General features: G+C 66.3%; 15 protein-coding genes and 2 tRNA genes. 10 read left to right on the top strand and 7 right to left on the bottom strand.

Annotated features, from left to right (window positions below; genetic code table 11):
• Nucleotides 1-40: 40 nt before the first annotated feature.
• Nucleotides 41-1,051: a type I glyceraldehyde-3-phosphate dehydrogenase gene (gene gap / locus SOM18_RS06740; protein WP_320481470.1), complete on the bottom strand. Its 1,011-nt coding sequence runs from the start codon at nucleotides 1,049-1,051 to the stop codon at nucleotides 41-43.
• Between the two features lie 144 nt (nucleotides 1,052-1,195).
• Here gap and SOM18_RS06735 point away from each other — a divergent pair, with 144 nt between their 5' ends.
• From SOM18_RS06735 to SOM18_RS06720, 4 genes are all read left to right on the top strand, one after another.
• Nucleotides 1,196-1,420, top strand: a complete 225-nt coding sequence (locus SOM18_RS06735) for a hypothetical protein (RefSeq protein WP_031396567.1) — start codon at nucleotides 1,196-1,198, stop codon at nucleotides 1,418-1,420.
• Nucleotides 1,420-1,728, top strand: coding sequence for a cell division protein ZapA (locus SOM18_RS06730; RefSeq protein ID WP_031440961.1), 309 nt, complete (start codon nucleotides 1,420-1,422; stop codon nucleotides 1,726-1,728). Before SOM18_RS06735 ends, SOM18_RS06730 begins: the two co-directional genes overlap by 1 nt.
• Before the next feature lie 216 nt (nucleotides 1,729-1,944).
• A complete protein-coding gene (locus tag SOM18_RS06725) occupies nucleotides 1,945-2,478 on the top strand; it encodes a 5-formyltetrahydrofolate cyclo-ligase (RefSeq protein ID WP_031440962.1) in 534 nt (177 codons plus the stop codon).
• A complete protein-coding gene (locus SOM18_RS06720) occupies nucleotides 2,475-2,675 on the top strand; it encodes a DUF2842 domain-containing protein (RefSeq protein WP_031396564.1) in 201 nt (66 codons plus the stop codon). The genes SOM18_RS06725 and SOM18_RS06720 overlap by 4 nt, the downstream gene beginning before the upstream one ends.
• A 61-nt stretch (nucleotides 2,676-2,736) precedes the next feature.
• Here the strand turns inward: SOM18_RS06720 and SOM18_RS06715 are convergent.
• The 4 genes from SOM18_RS06715 to SOM18_RS06700 all read right to left on the bottom strand — a co-directional run bounded on the left by SOM18_RS06715 (nucleotide 2,737) and on the right by SOM18_RS06700 (nucleotide 6,136).
• Nucleotides 2,737-2,813: transfer RNA gene (locus SOM18_RS06715), tRNA-Asp, on the bottom strand.
• Between the two features lie 89 nt (nucleotides 2,814-2,902).
• Nucleotides 2,903-2,979, bottom strand: a tRNA-Asp gene (locus tag SOM18_RS06710).
• Between the two features lie 55 nt (nucleotides 2,980-3,034).
• Nucleotides 3,035-4,183, bottom strand: coding sequence for an AI-2E family transporter (locus tag SOM18_RS06705; RefSeq protein ID WP_081874318.1), 1,149 nt, complete (start codon nucleotides 4,181-4,183; stop codon nucleotides 3,035-3,037).
• Nucleotides 4,184-4,426: 243 nt separating this feature from the next.
• Entirely contained in the window at nucleotides 4,427-6,136 is a 1,710-nt protein-coding gene (locus SOM18_RS06700; RefSeq protein ID WP_042467219.1) for a class I adenylate-forming enzyme family protein, read from the bottom strand.
• Nucleotides 6,137-6,323: 187 nt separating this feature from the next.
• On the opposite strand from SOM18_RS06700, the gene SOM18_RS06695 reads away from it, so the two are divergent.
• The 6 genes from SOM18_RS06695 to SOM18_RS06670 all read left to right on the top strand — a co-directional run bounded on the left by SOM18_RS06695 (nucleotide 6,324) and on the right by SOM18_RS06670 (nucleotide 13,511).
• Nucleotides 6,324-7,553, top strand: coding sequence for a serine hydrolase domain-containing protein (locus SOM18_RS06695; protein WP_031440965.1), 1,230 nt, complete (start codon nucleotides 6,324-6,326; stop codon nucleotides 7,551-7,553).
• 30 nt (nucleotides 7,554-7,583) lie between these two features.
• Nucleotides 7,584-9,614: a 3-hydroxyacyl-CoA dehydrogenase NAD-binding domain-containing protein gene (locus SOM18_RS06690; protein ID WP_031440966.1), complete on the top strand. Its 2,031-nt coding sequence runs from the start codon at nucleotides 7,584-7,586 to the stop codon at nucleotides 9,612-9,614.
• 46 nt (nucleotides 9,615-9,660) lie between these two features.
• Nucleotides 9,661-10,842 carry an acyl-CoA dehydrogenase family protein gene (locus SOM18_RS06685; RefSeq protein ID WP_031440967.1) on the top strand — a complete coding sequence of 394 codons (1,182 nt, stop codon included), beginning with the start codon at nucleotides 9,661-9,663 and terminating at the stop codon, nucleotides 10,840-10,842.
• Between the two features lie 90 nt (nucleotides 10,843-10,932).
• On the top strand, nucleotides 10,933-12,060 hold the full coding sequence (locus SOM18_RS06680; protein WP_192141786.1) for an acyl-CoA dehydrogenase family protein: 1,128 nt from the start codon (nucleotides 10,933-10,935) through the stop codon (nucleotides 12,058-12,060).
• A 73-nt stretch (nucleotides 12,061-12,133) separates the two neighbouring features.
• On the top strand, nucleotides 12,134-13,021 hold the full coding sequence (locus tag SOM18_RS06675; RefSeq protein WP_031440969.1) for an acyl-CoA thioesterase: 888 nt from the start codon (nucleotides 12,134-12,136) through the stop codon (nucleotides 13,019-13,021).
• A gap of 76 nt (nucleotides 13,022-13,097) precedes the next feature.
• Nucleotides 13,098-13,511, top strand: a complete 414-nt coding sequence (locus tag SOM18_RS06670) for a BLUF domain-containing protein (protein WP_031440970.1) — start codon at nucleotides 13,098-13,100, stop codon at nucleotides 13,509-13,511.
• Between the two features lie 10 nt (nucleotides 13,512-13,521).
• Here SOM18_RS06670 and SOM18_RS06665 read toward each other — a convergent pair whose 3' ends face one another.
• Nucleotides 13,522-14,334 (bottom strand): SDR family NAD(P)-dependent oxidoreductase, encoded by an 813-nt coding sequence (locus SOM18_RS06665; RefSeq protein WP_031440971.1) that lies wholly within the window; start codon nucleotides 14,332-14,334, stop codon nucleotides 13,522-13,524.
• Nucleotides 14,335-14,347: 13 nt separating this feature from the next.
• Nucleotides 14,348-15,112, bottom strand: a complete 765-nt coding sequence (locus tag SOM18_RS06660; protein WP_031440972.1) for an SDR family oxidoreductase — start codon at nucleotides 15,110-15,112, stop codon at nucleotides 14,348-14,350.
• Between the last annotated feature and the right edge of the window lie 12 nt (nucleotides 15,113-15,124).

The raw sequence follows: 15,124 nt of genomic DNA, 5'->3' as shown, positions 1-15,124 counted from the left end.
GCTCGAAGCGAACGGAAGAGGGGGTACATGGATCGCAAGTTCAGATGAACTTCGCCATCGCCGTGGCCGTGTCGACCATGCGGTTCGAGAAGCCCCATTCATTGTCGTACCAGCTGACAACGCGGACCAGCTTGCCGTCGATCACCGCGGTCTCGAGGCTGTCGATCGTCGACGAGGCCGGGGTATGCTGGAGATCGATCGAGACGAGCGGCTCGTCCGACCAGTCGAGCACGCCGACCAGCGGGCCGCTCTCGGATGCCGCCTTCAGCACCGCGTTCACTTCTTCGCGCGTCGTGTCGCGCGACGGGGTGAAGGTCAGGTCGATCAGTGAGACGTCGGGCACGGGCACGCGAATTGCCGACCCGTCGAGCTTGCCCTTCAGTTCGGGCAGCACTTCGGACACGGCGCGCGCGGCGCCCGTCGTGGTCGGGATCATCGACATCGCCGCAGCGCGTGCGCGACGCAGGTCCGGGTGGATCTGGTCCAGGATCTTCTGGTCGTTGGTATAGGCATGGATCGTCGTCATCAGCCCGCGCTCGATTCCGATCGCGTCGTTCAGCACCTTGGCGACGGGAGCCAGGCAGTTGGTCGTGCACGACGCGTTCGACACGATCGTGTGCTCGGCCGTCAGCTTGTCGTGGTTGACGCCATAGACGACCGTCAGGTCGACATTCTTGCCCGGTGCCGAGATCAGCACCTTCTTGGCGCCGGCGTCGAGATGCTTCTGGCAGCTTGCCCTGTCGGTGAAGAAGCCGGTGCATTCGAGCACGATGTCGACGCCCAGTTCGGCGTGCGGCAGGTTCGCGGGGTCGCGCTCGGCGGTGACGCGGATGCGCTTGCCTTCGACGACGAGTTCATTGCCCTCGGCCGACACGTCGCCCGGATATTTGCCGTGAACGCTGTCGCGCTTGAACAGCCAGGCGTTCGACTTGGCGTCGCCGAGATCGTTGATCGCGACGAGTTCGAGTGCGCCGTTCGACTGCTCCAGAACCGCGCGGGCAACGAGCCGGCCGATCCGCCCGAAACCGTTGATCGCAACCTTGACCGTCATTGCTGTATCTCCGCTACGCCCGTGAGTCCGTTCCGGGCGCGCTGCCTTTGCGGGGCGGTGGGGCGCCCTGTCAACACCATGGACGGTGTACGGCACGGGCGAAAGCCGCTTGCCGCGCCCCCCGGCCATGCTATCTCGCAATCTATGCCAGATACTCTTCCCGACGCGCCGACGGCCGTCGACAGGCCTCCCGACGGTCCAACCGCGGTCGACAGGATCGACGCCGCTATCGGCCGGATCGAAGCCGCGATCCACGCACGCGCCGAAAGCGGCGACGCACTCGCCAGGCGGCATGCCGCACTCAAGGCGCGCATGGCGGAGGCGGTCGCCGCGCTCGACGACGTCATCACCCGCGGGAGCCCCAACTGATGGCACAGGTCATGCTCGATATCGGTGGCCGCCCGCATGCGGTGGCGTGTCGCGACGGCGAGGAATCGCGCGTGCGTCTGCTCGGCGCGATGCTCGCCGAACGCTGGCCGGTCGCGGACCGCGCCGCCGGGGGGCTCAGTGCCGAACGCGCGATGCTGTTCGTGGCACTGATGCTCGCCGATGATCTCGACGAAGCTGCGCATCGTCCGCCCGAAGGATCGGCGGTCAGCGAGATCGCGCTGACGCGCATCGCCGATCGTCTCGAAGGACTTGCACAGGCCCTTGAGCAAAGCCCGCCGAGCGCCTAGATTGGCCTTGGCGGGTTCTGCCCGGTACGAGCCTTTATTATCCCTGAGGCTATTCATCATCCATAGGGGGCTGTCCCTGTTAGGACCCTGGTCCGAAGCATATGGTCCCCACCTGACGTACCGTGCGTCAGTGGATAACCCGGCACACGGCCATGGTGGGCCCGCCACATCACCATTCCCGTCATCGGACGATACCCGCATGATCGATCCGCACCCGTGAGCGACAAGGCCGCGCTACGTACCGCATTGCGGGCCGCCCGTGCGGCCGCCGCGCCGGTCGAGATCCGCGTCCCGGACGCGTTCCTGGCCCGGCTTTCGCCCGGCCTGACCGTCGCCTCCTATGTTCCGATGGCTGGTGAGGCGGATCCCTTGCCGTTCGCACGCGCTGCTGTCGAGGCAGGGTGCGTCATCGCGCTTCCCCACGTCGTGCGCTGCGACCAGCCGATGCGGTTTCTCGCGTGGGAGACCGAGGCGGCGCTGATCGCAGGCCCCTTCGGGCTTCACCAGCCCCCGGCCGATGCCGCTGCGCTCGCCCCTGACATCATCCTCACCCCGCTGGTGGGGTTCGATCGTCACGGCAATCGCATCGGCCAGGGCGCAGGCTATTACGACCGCGCATTTCTCGCGCATCCCGACGCATGGCGAATCGGGATCGCGCTGGCGATCCAGGAGGTCGACGCGCTGACGCCCGACGCCTGGGACGTGCCGCTTCACGCCATCGCCACAGACAAGGACTGGATCACGCCATGACACCTAGCTGGCGCAAACCCGCCGGGATGCTCGGCATCCTGTTGCTGATTACCCTGTGGTGCGTCGCGATCGTCAGCCTGTCGACGATCGTCGGCAGCTGGCACTGGCTGGGCCAGCTGGCATTCTATCTCGTCACAGGGCTGATCTGGATAGCGCCGCTGAAACCCGTGCTGCGCTGGATGGAAACGGGGCGCTGATCCCGGTCACTGTCCGGACGGCGGCTAATATTTTAAAGGGGGGCTCGGCCACCCCTTAGGGTGGCGCGAGTGACGGGACTCGAACCCGCGACCTCCGGCGTGACAGGCCGGCGCTCTAACCAACTGAGCTACACCCGCATTCCCAATGACGACCTCTGCACAGCACCCGCAAACCGGTCTGACAGTCGTCACCGTCGTAGACACTATTTCACACCATCGACGAACGATGGCGCGAGTGACGGGACTCGAACCCGCGACCTCCGGCGTGACAGGCCGGCGCTCTAACCAACTGAGCTACACCCGCTGAAACAGCGTGGAGGCGGCAACTAGGCGAGGGTTGGGATAGCGTCAACCCCCATTCAGCCGCCTGTTTCACGTTGGTCGTCGGACGCGTCCCCCCGGCGCCGATTCCGCCCGCTTTTCTGCTGCACCAGCGTGCCATGCTCGAACAGGAACCCCGCGATATCGGGCTTCCCCGCTGCGCCCAGCACGGTCTGAATGATGATCAGCAGCGGCACCGCCAGCAACGCGCCGAGCGTGCCCCAGACCCAGCCCCAGAAGCTCAGAGAGATCAGGATCAGCAGCGGGCTGATCGTCAGCCGGTGGCCGACGATGAACGGCGTGATCGCGTTCGCCTCGACGAGATGCAGCCCGTACATCAATGCCGGGGGAAGCAGCGCCATCCAGATATCCGAAAAGGTCATCAACCCGCCCAGCCCGAGCAGGAACGCGCCGATCACGGGTCCGAAATAGGGGATGTAGTTCAGCAGGGCGACGATCCCGCCCCACATCGCCGGATAGGGCATGCCGATCGCCCACAAGGCGGTGCCGGTCACGATCCCGAGCAGGACATTGATGACGGTGATCGTGCCGAGATAGGCCGAGACATCGTCGACCACGTCCTGAATCACGCGGGCGGTCGCCATCGCCCCGTCGAAGCTCGTGCGGCCCGTGATCGTCTGCCGTCGCATGCCCGTCCAGCCGGACAGGAAGAAGAACACGATCAGGATCCCGAACAGCAGCTGGACGATGACCGCCGGCGCGGATGTCGCGGCGAATTCGAGGATCGAACTCGGTGCCGCGACGCCCGCGGTTGCAGGCTGCTTGATCGGCGTCGACGCGACCTGCCGCAGCGTCTTGTTCACATATTTCTCGAGGCTCGAATAAAGATCGAGCAGCGGCGCCAGATTGCTCTGGATCCGATCGAGCCGTGTCGGCAGCAGCCGAAAAAAGTCGGTTGCCGGCACGAGGATCGCGGCGATCGCGACATTGGCCGCGACCAAGAACACCAGAATGCACGCGAGCGCCGCGATCGGCGACGGCACGCCCCGCCGTTCGAGCCATTCGAGCACCGGAATCAGTGCGACGGCGATCACCAGCGCGGTCGTCAGCGGCAGGAAGAACTCCGCCCCTGCCTTCAACGCGAACGGCAATGCGATGACCAGCCCAATTCCGGCGGTCAGCGTCAGCGCGGCGAGCAGGCGATCGCGTCGCTGCGCGATCCGCATCGCATCCTCGACACCAACGCCGATCGGGGGTTCGAACACTCCTTCCGCGCTGGTTTCCGTGGTTGCCCCGCCCCTAGCGGGCGGCGGCCCTCCCTCATGGACGTCCGCCGTACCCGCCTGGGCCGTATAATCGTCGTTCGCCATGCCGTTACCCCTCGCTTGCCCTTCCCCTTGTCACAATCGGGGCGGCATTCAAGCGGTGTTGACGCTCCGCCTGCGAGATGCAGAACGAATCGCCCTAAACTATGATGCCGTGGTCGGAATCCGATCCGCAAAAAGCGATTGCAGGTCCTTTTTCAGGATCTTGCCGTTCGCGTTGCGGGGCAAGGTCTCGGGCACGAAGCGGATGGCGACGGGCGTCTTGAACGCCGCGAGCCGTTCGCGCACCCAGGCCTGCAGTTCCGCCTCGCTCGCCTGCGCACCGGGAGCGAGGTGGACGACGGCAACCGGCTCCTCGCCCAGCGTGCGGTGAGGCAGCCCGATCAGCGCGCAGTCGGTGACCGCGGGATGCGCATAGAGGACATTCTCAACCTCCGACGAATAGATGTTTTCGCCACCCCGAATGATCATGTCCTTGGCGCGGTCGACGATGTAGCAGAACCCCTCCTCGTCGAGCCGCGCGAGATCCCCCGTCCGCACCCAGCCGTCGATGAACGTCGTCGCGGTCGCCTCCGGCTTGTTCCAATAGCCCTTCACGATCATCGGCCCGCGCGCCCAGAGCTCGCCGACCTCGCCGACCGGAAGCTCGGTGACGCCGTCCTCCGCGACGATCTTCAGGTCGACGACCGGCGCGGGGGGGCCCGCGCTGCTCGGCCGGTTGAGATAATCCTCCGCGCCGTGATGCGTGACCGTCGCCATCGTCTCGGTCATGCCCCAGCCATTGCCGGGCAGCGCACCGAGCTCGCTATGGATGCGCCTGACCAGCTCGGGTGCCGAGGGCGCGCCACCATAGGCGATCGATTCGAGCGACGAGAGATCATAGTTGCCGCGGTCGGGATGCTCGATCAGCTGCCACGCGATCGTCGGCACGCCGCCGGTCACGTTCACCTTTTCGCGTTCGATGATCTCCATCGCACGGACGGTGTCCCACTTGCGCATGAAGATCATCGTGCTCCCCGTCGCGATCACCCCCATCATGCCCGCCGAGCAGGCGGTGACGTGGAAGAGCGGGATGACGGTCAGCGTCACGCGCGGGGTCGGCTCGGGCGGCATCTCGCCGCGCCGCAGGGCCGATCGCGCGCCCGAATAGCCCCCGGTCAGGATGTTCGACATCATGTTGCGATGCGTCCCCAGCGCCCCCTTGGGGGCACCGGTCGTGCCGCTGGTATAGAAAATCGTCGCATCGTCGTCGGGCGCGATCACCGCGTCGGGCAGCGGCTGGTCGGGCAGCGTCGCCCAGTGCGACGACGCCCCGATCACGTCCTCCAGCGGCGCTGCGATACCGGTCAGCGGCGCGACCGCGCGGCTGACCAGCACCTGCTCTAGCGACGGAATCGTCGCGTAGATATCCTCGAGCCGGTGATGGCGTTCATCGTCGGTGATCAGGACCCGGGCACCCGAATCGGCGAGACCATAGGCCATCTCCGCGCCCGTCCACCACGCGTTCAACGGCACCATCACCGCGCCGATCGCGGTCGCTGCGAAGAACGCGACCGGCCATTCGGGCAGGTTGCGCATCGCCAGCGCGACACGGTCGCCCGGCCCGATGCCCAGCGTACGCAGATGCGCCGCCAGCGTCGTCACCGCGCGCCACGTCGCTTCATAGGTCACGCGCTCGTCTTCATAGATGGTGAAGACGCGCTCGCCATGACCGCGCGCGGCCTCGATCAGGTAACGCAGCGACGGCGGCGCATTCTTCCACACGCGCGTCGCGACCCCGCCGATCGTCACGGTCTCCATCTCGAACTTGCCGCCGGGCGCAGTCAGACGCCGTTCGGTTTCCGCCATCGACATGACCGGCCAGTTGGGGTCCAGGGCGATGATTGGTTCATGAGCCAAGGCCAGCCTACTCCAAATATGAATTTCGGGTTTGGCTTATCCGCCAACCAGATGCACGTTTAGAGTTGATTTGCACGCCACTCAAGGCAATAGGAGTGCCCATGTTCGAACCGGGGGTATGGTGCATGCGGGGAAGCTGGCGATGACCGCCGCGTTCGCTGGGGCGGCTGAACGGCATGGCTTCGATCCGGCACGGCTCGCCGCGATCGATAGGCTGTTGAAAGACCGCTATATCGTCACCGGCAAGCTCCCCAATGCGCAGCTGCTGATCGCGCGCGACGGCGAAACTGTGCATTTCTCGCATCAGGGCCTCGCCCGCGAAGGCGGCGCGCCGATCGACGAGACCTCGCTGTTCCGGATCGCGTCGATGACCAAACCGATCACCTCGGTCGCGTTCATGATGCTGGTCGAACAGGGCCTCGTCGCACTCGACACGCCGGTCCATCACGTCCTGCCCGCGTTCAAGGGGATCGGCGTCTATAACGGCGGCGGTGCGGGGGTCCCCTTTGCGGTGAGACCAACGGCCGAGCCGATGCGGATGATCGACCTGCTCCGCCACACCTCGGGTCTGACCTACGGCTTCCAGAACCGGTCGAACGTCGACGCCGCCTATCGCGAAGGCAAGATCGAGAACTGGCACGGCAATCTCGATCTCGACGGGTTCGTCGCCGCGCTGGGCGCGCTGCCGCTCGAATTCTCGCCGGGGACCGCGTGGAATTATTCGGTGGCAACCGACGTGCTGGGTGCCGTCGTCGAGCGCGTCTCGGGCGTCACGCTCGACACCTTCTTCACGACACGCATCTTCGTGCCGCTGAAGATGGACGACACGGGATTCCAGGTTCCTGCCGACAAGACGGATCGCCTGACCGATTGCTACACGGTCGCGCCGGGCAAGGGGCGTACGATGCTCGACCGCGGCGAGAAGAGCGCGTGGAGCCGTCCGCCGACGCTGTTGTCGGGCGGGGGCGGGCTCGTCTCGACCGCGCTCGACTATCAGCGCTTCTGCCAGATGTGCCTCAACGGCGGCGAACTCGACGGTGCGCGGATCCTCGGCCGCAAGACGCTCGAACTCATGACGCAGAACCATCTGCCCGGCGGCGCCGATCTGACGACGATGTCCCGGTCGATGTTCAGCGAGGCGACCAATGCCGGCACCGGTTTCGGTCTCGGCTTTGCGGTGACGATCGACCCGGTGCGGTCGATGATGCCGGGGTCGAAGGGCGAATATTACTGGGGCGGGATGTTCTCGACCGCCTTCTTCATCGACCCGGTCGAACGCCTGTCGATGGTCTTCATGACCCAGGTCTCGCCCAGCAGCCTCTACCCCATCCGCCGCGAACTCAAGACGATGATCTACGCCGCCATGACCTGACCCGTCGGCGGCCGTTACCAGGAGAGAATAATGACCACCCCGATCCGCACCGAACGCCATGACGACGTTCTCGTCATCATCTCGAACAACCCGCCGGTCAACGCGCTCGGCGCCGCAGTTCGCCAAGGACTCGAAGCCGCGATCAAGGACGGCGTCGCCGACGCGAGCATCACCGCGATGGTGATCCGCTGCGACGGCCGTACCTTCTTCGCGGGCGCCGACATCACCGAATTCGGCAAGCCGATGGTCGAGCCCGGCCTGCCGACCGTCGTCGACATGATCGAGGCGTCGTCCAAGCCCGTCGTCGCCGCGATCCACGGCACCGCGCTGGGCGGCGGCTGCGAAGTCACGCTCGGCTGCCATTACCGCGTCGCCGTTCCCTCGGCCAAGATCGGCACGCCCGAGGTCAAGCTCGGCCTGCTACCCGGCGCGGGCGGCACGCAGCGCATCCCGCGCATCGCCGGCGTCAAGCTTGCGCTCGAGATGACTGCCAAGGGCGATCCGATCTCGGCGAAGAGGGCGCTCGACGCCGGTCTGATCGACAAGATCGTCGGCGAGGACAGCCTCGAGGCCGACGCCATCGCGTTCGCCCGCGAGATCGCGGCGAAGCGCCCCCTGCCCCGCGCGTCCGAGAAGACCGCACAGGCCGATCCCGACGCGGTCGCCGCATTCAAGAAGGAGAACGCCCGCCGCTTCCGCAACTTCGACGCCCCCGCCGCCAACATCGCCTGCGTCGAGAAGGCCGCCGACGGGTCGAGCTTCGCCGACGGCATCGCGTTCGAGCGCGAACAGTTCATGGCGCTCATGATGGGCGTCCAGTCCGCGGCCCAGCGCCATATTTTCTTCGCCGAGCGCCAGGCCGCCAAGATCGATGACGTCCCCGCGGAGACGAAACTGCGCGAGATCAAACGCGTCGGCGTGATCGGCGCGGGCACGATGGGCGGCGGCATCGCGATGAACTTCCTGTCCGCCGGCATCCCCGTCACGATCGTCGAGATGCAGCAGGAGGCGCTCGACCGCGGCACCGGCGTCGTCCGCAAGAATTACGAGGCGACCGCCGCCAAGGGCCGGATGAAGCCCGAACAGGTCGAACAGGCGATGGGCGCGCTGAAGCCCACGCTCGACTTCGCCGATCTCGCCGAATGCGACCTGATCATCGAGGCGGTGTACGAGACGATGGAGGTGAAGAAGGACATCTTCACGCGTCTCGACGCAATCGCCAAGCCAGGCGCGATCCTCGCCTCGAACACCTCCTATCTGAACATCGACGAGATCGCGGCGTGCACGAAGCGGCCCGAGGACGTCGTGGGCATGCACTTCTTCTCGCCTGCCAACGTGATGAAACTGCTCGAGGTGGTTCGCGGTGACAAGACCGCGAACGACGTGCTCGCGACCGTCATGGCGCTTGCCAAGAAGATCAGGAAGGTCGCCGTGGTGGCGGGCGTCACCTACGGCTTCATCGGCAACCGCATGCTGATGCCGCGCCAGGTCGAGGCGACCAAGCTGCTGCTCGAAGGCGCGAGCCCCGAGCAGATCGACCGCGTCCATGTCGCGTTCGGCATGCCGATGGGCCCGTTCCAGATGAGCGACCTCGCCGGCGTCGACATCGGCTGGCACCGCGACCCGAGCCGGATCGAAAATATCCGCGACGCGCTGGCGGCAGAAAACCGCTGGGGCCAGAAGACCAAGGCGGGCTTCTACGACTATGACGAGAAGCGCACGCCGTCCAACTCCCCCCGCGTCGCCGAGATCATCGACGATTTCCGCGCCAAGTCGGGCGTCACCCCGCGCGAGATCAGCGACGAGGAGATCGTCGCGCGCACGCTCTACACGATGGTCAACGAAGGCGCGCTGATCCTCGAAGAGGGCAAGGCGCAGCGTGCGTCTGACGTCGATGTGGTGTGGATCTACGGTTACGGCTGGCCGGTCTATCGCGGCGGCCCGATGTTCTGGGCGCAGTCGGAAGGCTTGCCAAAGGTCGTAGCCGGGCTCGAGAAATACGGCTTCCCCGTTGCCAAGTCGCTGAAGGATGCCGCCGCGAGCGGTGGAAAGATCAAGTAAATTCTACGCCCTCTCCCCTCGGGGGAGAGGGAGAAAGGAAGACCCGATGACCGACCTCGACACCTTCCGCACCGAAACCCGCGCCTGGCTCGCGGAAAACTGCCCGCCCGAGATGCGCAAGCCCGTCCGCTCGGAGGACGATGTCTGCTGGGGCGGTCGCCAGTTCAAGCCATCGAGCCCCGCGCAGAAGGACTGGCTCGACAGGATGGCCGCCAGGGGATGGACTGTCCCCGACTGGCCCAAGGCCTATGGCGGCGGTGGCCTGTCGCCTGCCGAGACCAAGATCCTCCGCGAGGAGATGGCAGCGATCAAGGCGCGCAACCCGCTCAACAGCTTCGGCATCTCGATGCTCGGGCCGGCGCTGCTCAAATATGGCACCGAGGAGCAGAAGCTCGATCACCTGACCAAGATCGCGCGCGGCGAGATTCGCTGGTGCCAGGGCTATTCGGAACCCAATGCGGGCTCCGATCTCGCCGGCCTTGCCACCTCCGCGGAGGACAAGGGCGACCATTATCTCGTCAACGGCCAGAAGGTCTGGACGTCCTACGCCGACAAGGCGGACTGGATCTTCTGCCTGGTCCGCACCGACAAGACCTCGAAGCAGGGTGGGATTAGCTTCGTGCTGTTCGACATGGCCACCCCCGGCGTCTCGACCAAGCCGATCCTGCTGATCAGCGGCAATTCCCCCTTCTGCGAGACCTTCTTCGACAATGTCGAGGTCCCCAAGGTCAACCGCGTGTACGAGGAGAACAAGGGCTGGGACGTCGCCAAATATCTGCTCGGTCACGAACGCGAGATGATCTCGGGCATGGGGCTCGCCTCGTCGGGTGGCAACCCGCTGATCGACGGCGCGATCGCCACCGTCGGGCTCGGCCATGACGGCCGCCTCGCCGACCCGCTGCTCCGCGCGTCGATCGCGCTGTTCGAGGTGCGCGCCAAGGCGTTCGGGGCGATGTCCGAACGCTTCATCGATGAACTCAAGGCAGGCAAGGCCCACCCCGCGCAGCCGAGCATGATGAAATATTACGGCACCGAGCTGAACAAGTCGCGCTACGAACTGATGATGGCGGCGGGCGGCTCGGACGCGCTCGAATGGGACAGCGAGCGCTCGCGCGGCGGTGCGATCCCGCGCTCGTGGCTCCGCACCAAGGCGAACTCGATCGAGGGCGGGACGAGCGAGATCCAGCTCAACATCATCGCCAAGCGAATCCTCGAACTGCCGGCCTGAGCTCTACCGTTCTCCCGCGGAAGCGGGAGCCCAAAATCACGAACGCTGCGCGCGGGGCTCCTGGGCCCCCGCCTCCGCGGGGGAACAGAAATGCCACTCTATCTCGACGACGACCAGACCGTCCTTCAGGACACGATCCGCGACTTTGTGGCGGAACACGCCCCCGTCAGCCACATGCGCGCGCTTCGCGACGCCGATGACGCCACCGGCTTCTCGCGCGATCTGTGGAAGCAGTTCGCCGAAATGGGCTTCACCGGCATTCTGATCGGCGAGGACCAGGGCGGACTCGGCCTTGGCCATGTCGAGGCGGGTGTCGTGCTCGAACAGATCGGTCGCAACCTGTCGCCCTCCCCCTTCCTGACCACCGCCGTCGCCGCGGTCGAAGCGCTCAAGGGCACCGGCCAGGCCGAACGCTGGTTCCCCGGCATCATCGCCGGCGAAACGGTAGCAGCGCTCGCGATCGACGAGGCCGCCAAGCATCGCGACAGCATCGCGATGACCGCCGAACGCGCGGGTAACGGCTTCAAACTGACCGGCGCCAAGCGCTTCGTCGCGCACGGCCACACCGCCGACCTGATCATCGTCGCCGCGCGTACCGCAGGCGGCGCGGACGATGCCGACGGCATCACCCTGTTCGCGGTGCCGAAGGACGCCGCCGGGCTCAGCGCGAACGCCGAACGCCTCGCCGATGCGAGCCTCGCGGCACGGCTCGACTTCGACGGGGTGGAGGTCGATGCCGATGCGGTGATCGGCGAGGTCGATGCCGGCCGCGCCCCGCTCGACCGCCTGCTCCGCGCGGGCCGCACCGGCGCGTCCGCCGAGCTGCTCGGCGTCGGCGGCGGCGCGATGGACATGACGATCGGCTATATGAAGCAGCGCAAGCAGTTCGGCACGCTGATCGGCAGCTTCCAGGCGCTCCAGCACCGCGCGGCGCATCTCTATTCGGAGATGGAGGTCGCGCGCGCCGCGGTCCTGAAGGCCCAGCAGCTGCTCGATCTGGGCCACGACAAGGCCGACGAGGCCGTTTCGGTCGCCAAGGCGATGACCGCGCTCGCGACGACGCTCAGCGTGCAGGAAAGCGTGCAGATGCACGGTGGCATCGGCATGACCGACGAATATGACATCGGCTTCTACATGAAGCGCGCGCGCGTGCTGGCCGAGCTGTTCGGCGACGCCAACTTCCACGCCGACAGGCTGGCCATCGCCGCGGGCTATTGACCCGAACTTGTACCCCCGCGAAGGCGGGGGCCCAGACTGGGCTCCCGCCGTCGCGGGAGACCAAGGAGGTCAAATGCCTGACGATACTGCCGAAGTAACACCCCAAGCCCTCGCCCAGGGCCTCGTCGACCTGCTCGAGATCGACGAGGTGGACACCGACCTCTATGTCGGCAAGCGCCAGCCCGGCGGCGTCGGTCGCGTGTTCGGTGGCCAGGTGATCGCGCAGGCGCTCCAGGCCGCGCAGCGCTCGACCGAGGCGCCCAAGGCGGCGCATTCGCTTCACGCCTATTTCATGCGGCCGGGCAACGAGGATTACCCGATCGTCTACCGCGTCGTCCGCGATTTCGAGGGCCGCAGCTTTGCCACGCGTCGCGTCATTGCGATGCAGAAGGGCCAGCCGATCCTCAACATGGCGGCATCGTTCCAGACCCCCGAGGACGGCCTCCATCACCAGGACGCGATGCCCGACGTCGCGCCGCCCGAGGACCTGCGCTCCGATCGCGACCTGCGGCTGGAGAATATCGACGGCATTCCCGAAAAATTCCGCGCGCACATGCTGCGCTGGCGTCCGATCGAGGTCCGCCCGGTCAACCCGCGCAGCTGGATCGATCCGCCCGCGCAGGCGCCGAACCATGCCAACTGGTTTCGGATCGTGGCGCCGATCGGCGATGACCCGGCGATGCACCGCGCGGTCCTGTCCTATGCCTCGGACATGGCGTTGCTGGGAACCGCGCTGCTGCCGCACGGGATCAACTGGATCACGCCGGGTCTGCAGACCGCCAGCCTCGATCATTCGCTCTGGCTGCACGAGGATTTCCGCGCGGACGACTGGCTGCTCTATGCCTGCGATGCCCCCTGGTCGGGCCATGCGCGCGGCTTCAACCGCGGCAAGATCTTCTCCCGCGACGGACGGCTCGTCGCGAGCGTCGCGCAGGAGGGGCTGATCCGGATGCGAAAATAACCTTAGTTTACGCGGGTTAACCCGGTCTTCGTAAATTCCGATTAGTCCCGCGCGATCATTCTCCGGGATCATCGGCATGCAGCGCCTTCTCTATATCAGCACGTCGCGTGGCCGTGTGACACAGCCGGTCATCGACGAGATCCTGCGGGTCTCGCGGCGCAACAATGCCGCCGCGGGCGTGACCGGTCTGCTCATCGCTGGCGGCAACAGGTTCTTGCAGGTGCTCGAAGGCGATGATCTCGCCGTGTCGCGCACCTTCGATCGCATCCAGCGCGACGACCGGCATTTCGCGATGGTGCAGCTCGCGAAACAGACGATCACCGAGCGCAGCTTCGGCAGCTGGGCGATGGGATTTGCCAGCGGCGCCGCGCCTGGTGGTGGCGCGGCGTCGCCGGCCGCCACGATCGCGGCGCTGATCGCGCCAATCGAGGATCCGACGCTACGCGGCTATTTCACCGGTTTCGCCGACCTCCATCTCTCAGCCGCCTGAGCGGACCGCCTCAGGCTGCGGTCTTGCCGTAATCCTGCCGCGTCACCGGATGGCTCGACGACAATCCGCCATCGACCACGATCGCCTGACCATTGACGTAGCTTGCGTCATCGGAGGCGAGGAACACCGCGACCCGGGCAAGCTCCTCGGGCTGCGCGCCGCGGTGGAGCGGGTTTAGGCGGCCGACGCGGTCCATCTTGTTGGCCTCGCGCGCATAGTCGAACACCGGCTTGGTCATCCCCGTCTCGGTCAGCCCGGGGCAGATCGCATTGACCCGGACATTCGCACCCGACAGCTGCTGCGCCGACACCGCCGCGAGGTTGATCACCCCCGCCTTGGACGCGGAATAGGCCGGCGACCCTGCGCCCGACCGTAACCCGGCGACACTCGCGGTCAGAACGATCGCGCCGCCCCTGCCCATCTCAGCCGCGTGCGCGACGATCCGTGGTGCCGCGTGCTTGATGGCGAGGAACGGACCGATCAGATTGACCCGCAGTACTTCGGTGATCAGCACGACGTCGGTGTCGAAGAGATTGGCCATGCCGCCCGAGATGCCGGCATTGGCGAACAGCACGTCGAGCCCGCCATATGTATCACAGGCGAGCGCGACCATGCGGATCACGTCCTCCTCCTCCCCCGCGTCGACACGGATCGGGGTGGCGATGCCGCCGGCCTGGCTGATCAGATGCGCGGTCTCGTCCGCACCCTCGGTACGGTCCGCGACAACGACGTGCCCGCCCTCTGCCGCGAACAGCAATGCCGCCGCGCGGCCGATGCCGGATCCTGCGCCGGTGACGATGATCGACCTGTTCTCGAACCGCATGATGCCCTCCCCTTTAGATCGTGACGCCGCCGTCGATGACCAGCGTCTGCCCGGTCATAAAACGGCTCGCGGATGCAGCGAGAAACACCACCGCGCCCGCGATTTCCTCGGGTTCGCCGATGCGTCGCAGCGGCACGCGGGTGTTCGCCGCGGCGATCCGCTCGGGATCCTCCCACAGCACGCGCGCGAAATCGGTGCGGATCAGTCCTGGCGCGATACAGTTCACGCGGACGCCCGACGGGCCGAACTCGACCGCGAGATTGCGCGCGAGCTGCATGTCGGCGGCCTTGCTGATGCAATAGGCGCCGATGACCGGCGATCCGCGAAGCCCGCCGATCGAGGAAATGATGATGATGCTGCCGTCGCGCTGCTCCGTCATGCCGGGGGCGACCATCTGGACCAGCCAGTGGTTGGAGACGATGTTGTTGTCGAGGATCTTGCGGAACTGGTCGTCGCCGATCCCCGCCTGGGGTCCGTAATAGGGGTTGGAGGCGGCGTTGCAGACCAGCACGTCGATACGGCCGAACGCGCTGCGGGTCGTGTCGACGAGATGCTGGAGCGCCGCCTTGTCGGCGATGTTCGCCGCGACCGCGATCGCGCGGCCCTCGCCGTAGCGCGCGTTGATCTCCGCCGCGACGGCATCGCACGCCTCCTGTTTCCGGCTGGAGATCACCACCCTCGCGCCATGTGCCGCCAGCTCGAAAGCGCTCGCCTTGCCGATCCCGCGCGACGATCCGGTGATGATCGCGACCTTCCCGCTCAGGTCGAACTGCGTCATGCCCTGCCTCTT

It is taken from the genome of Sphingomonas sp. CFBP9019, from assembly GCF_034045155.1.
GTDB lineage: Bacteria > Pseudomonadota > Alphaproteobacteria > Sphingomonadales > Sphingomonadaceae > Sphingomonas > Sphingomonas aerolata.
Note: the sequence above shows the minus strand (reverse complement) of the source record. Positions and strands in the feature narration are given on the sequence as shown.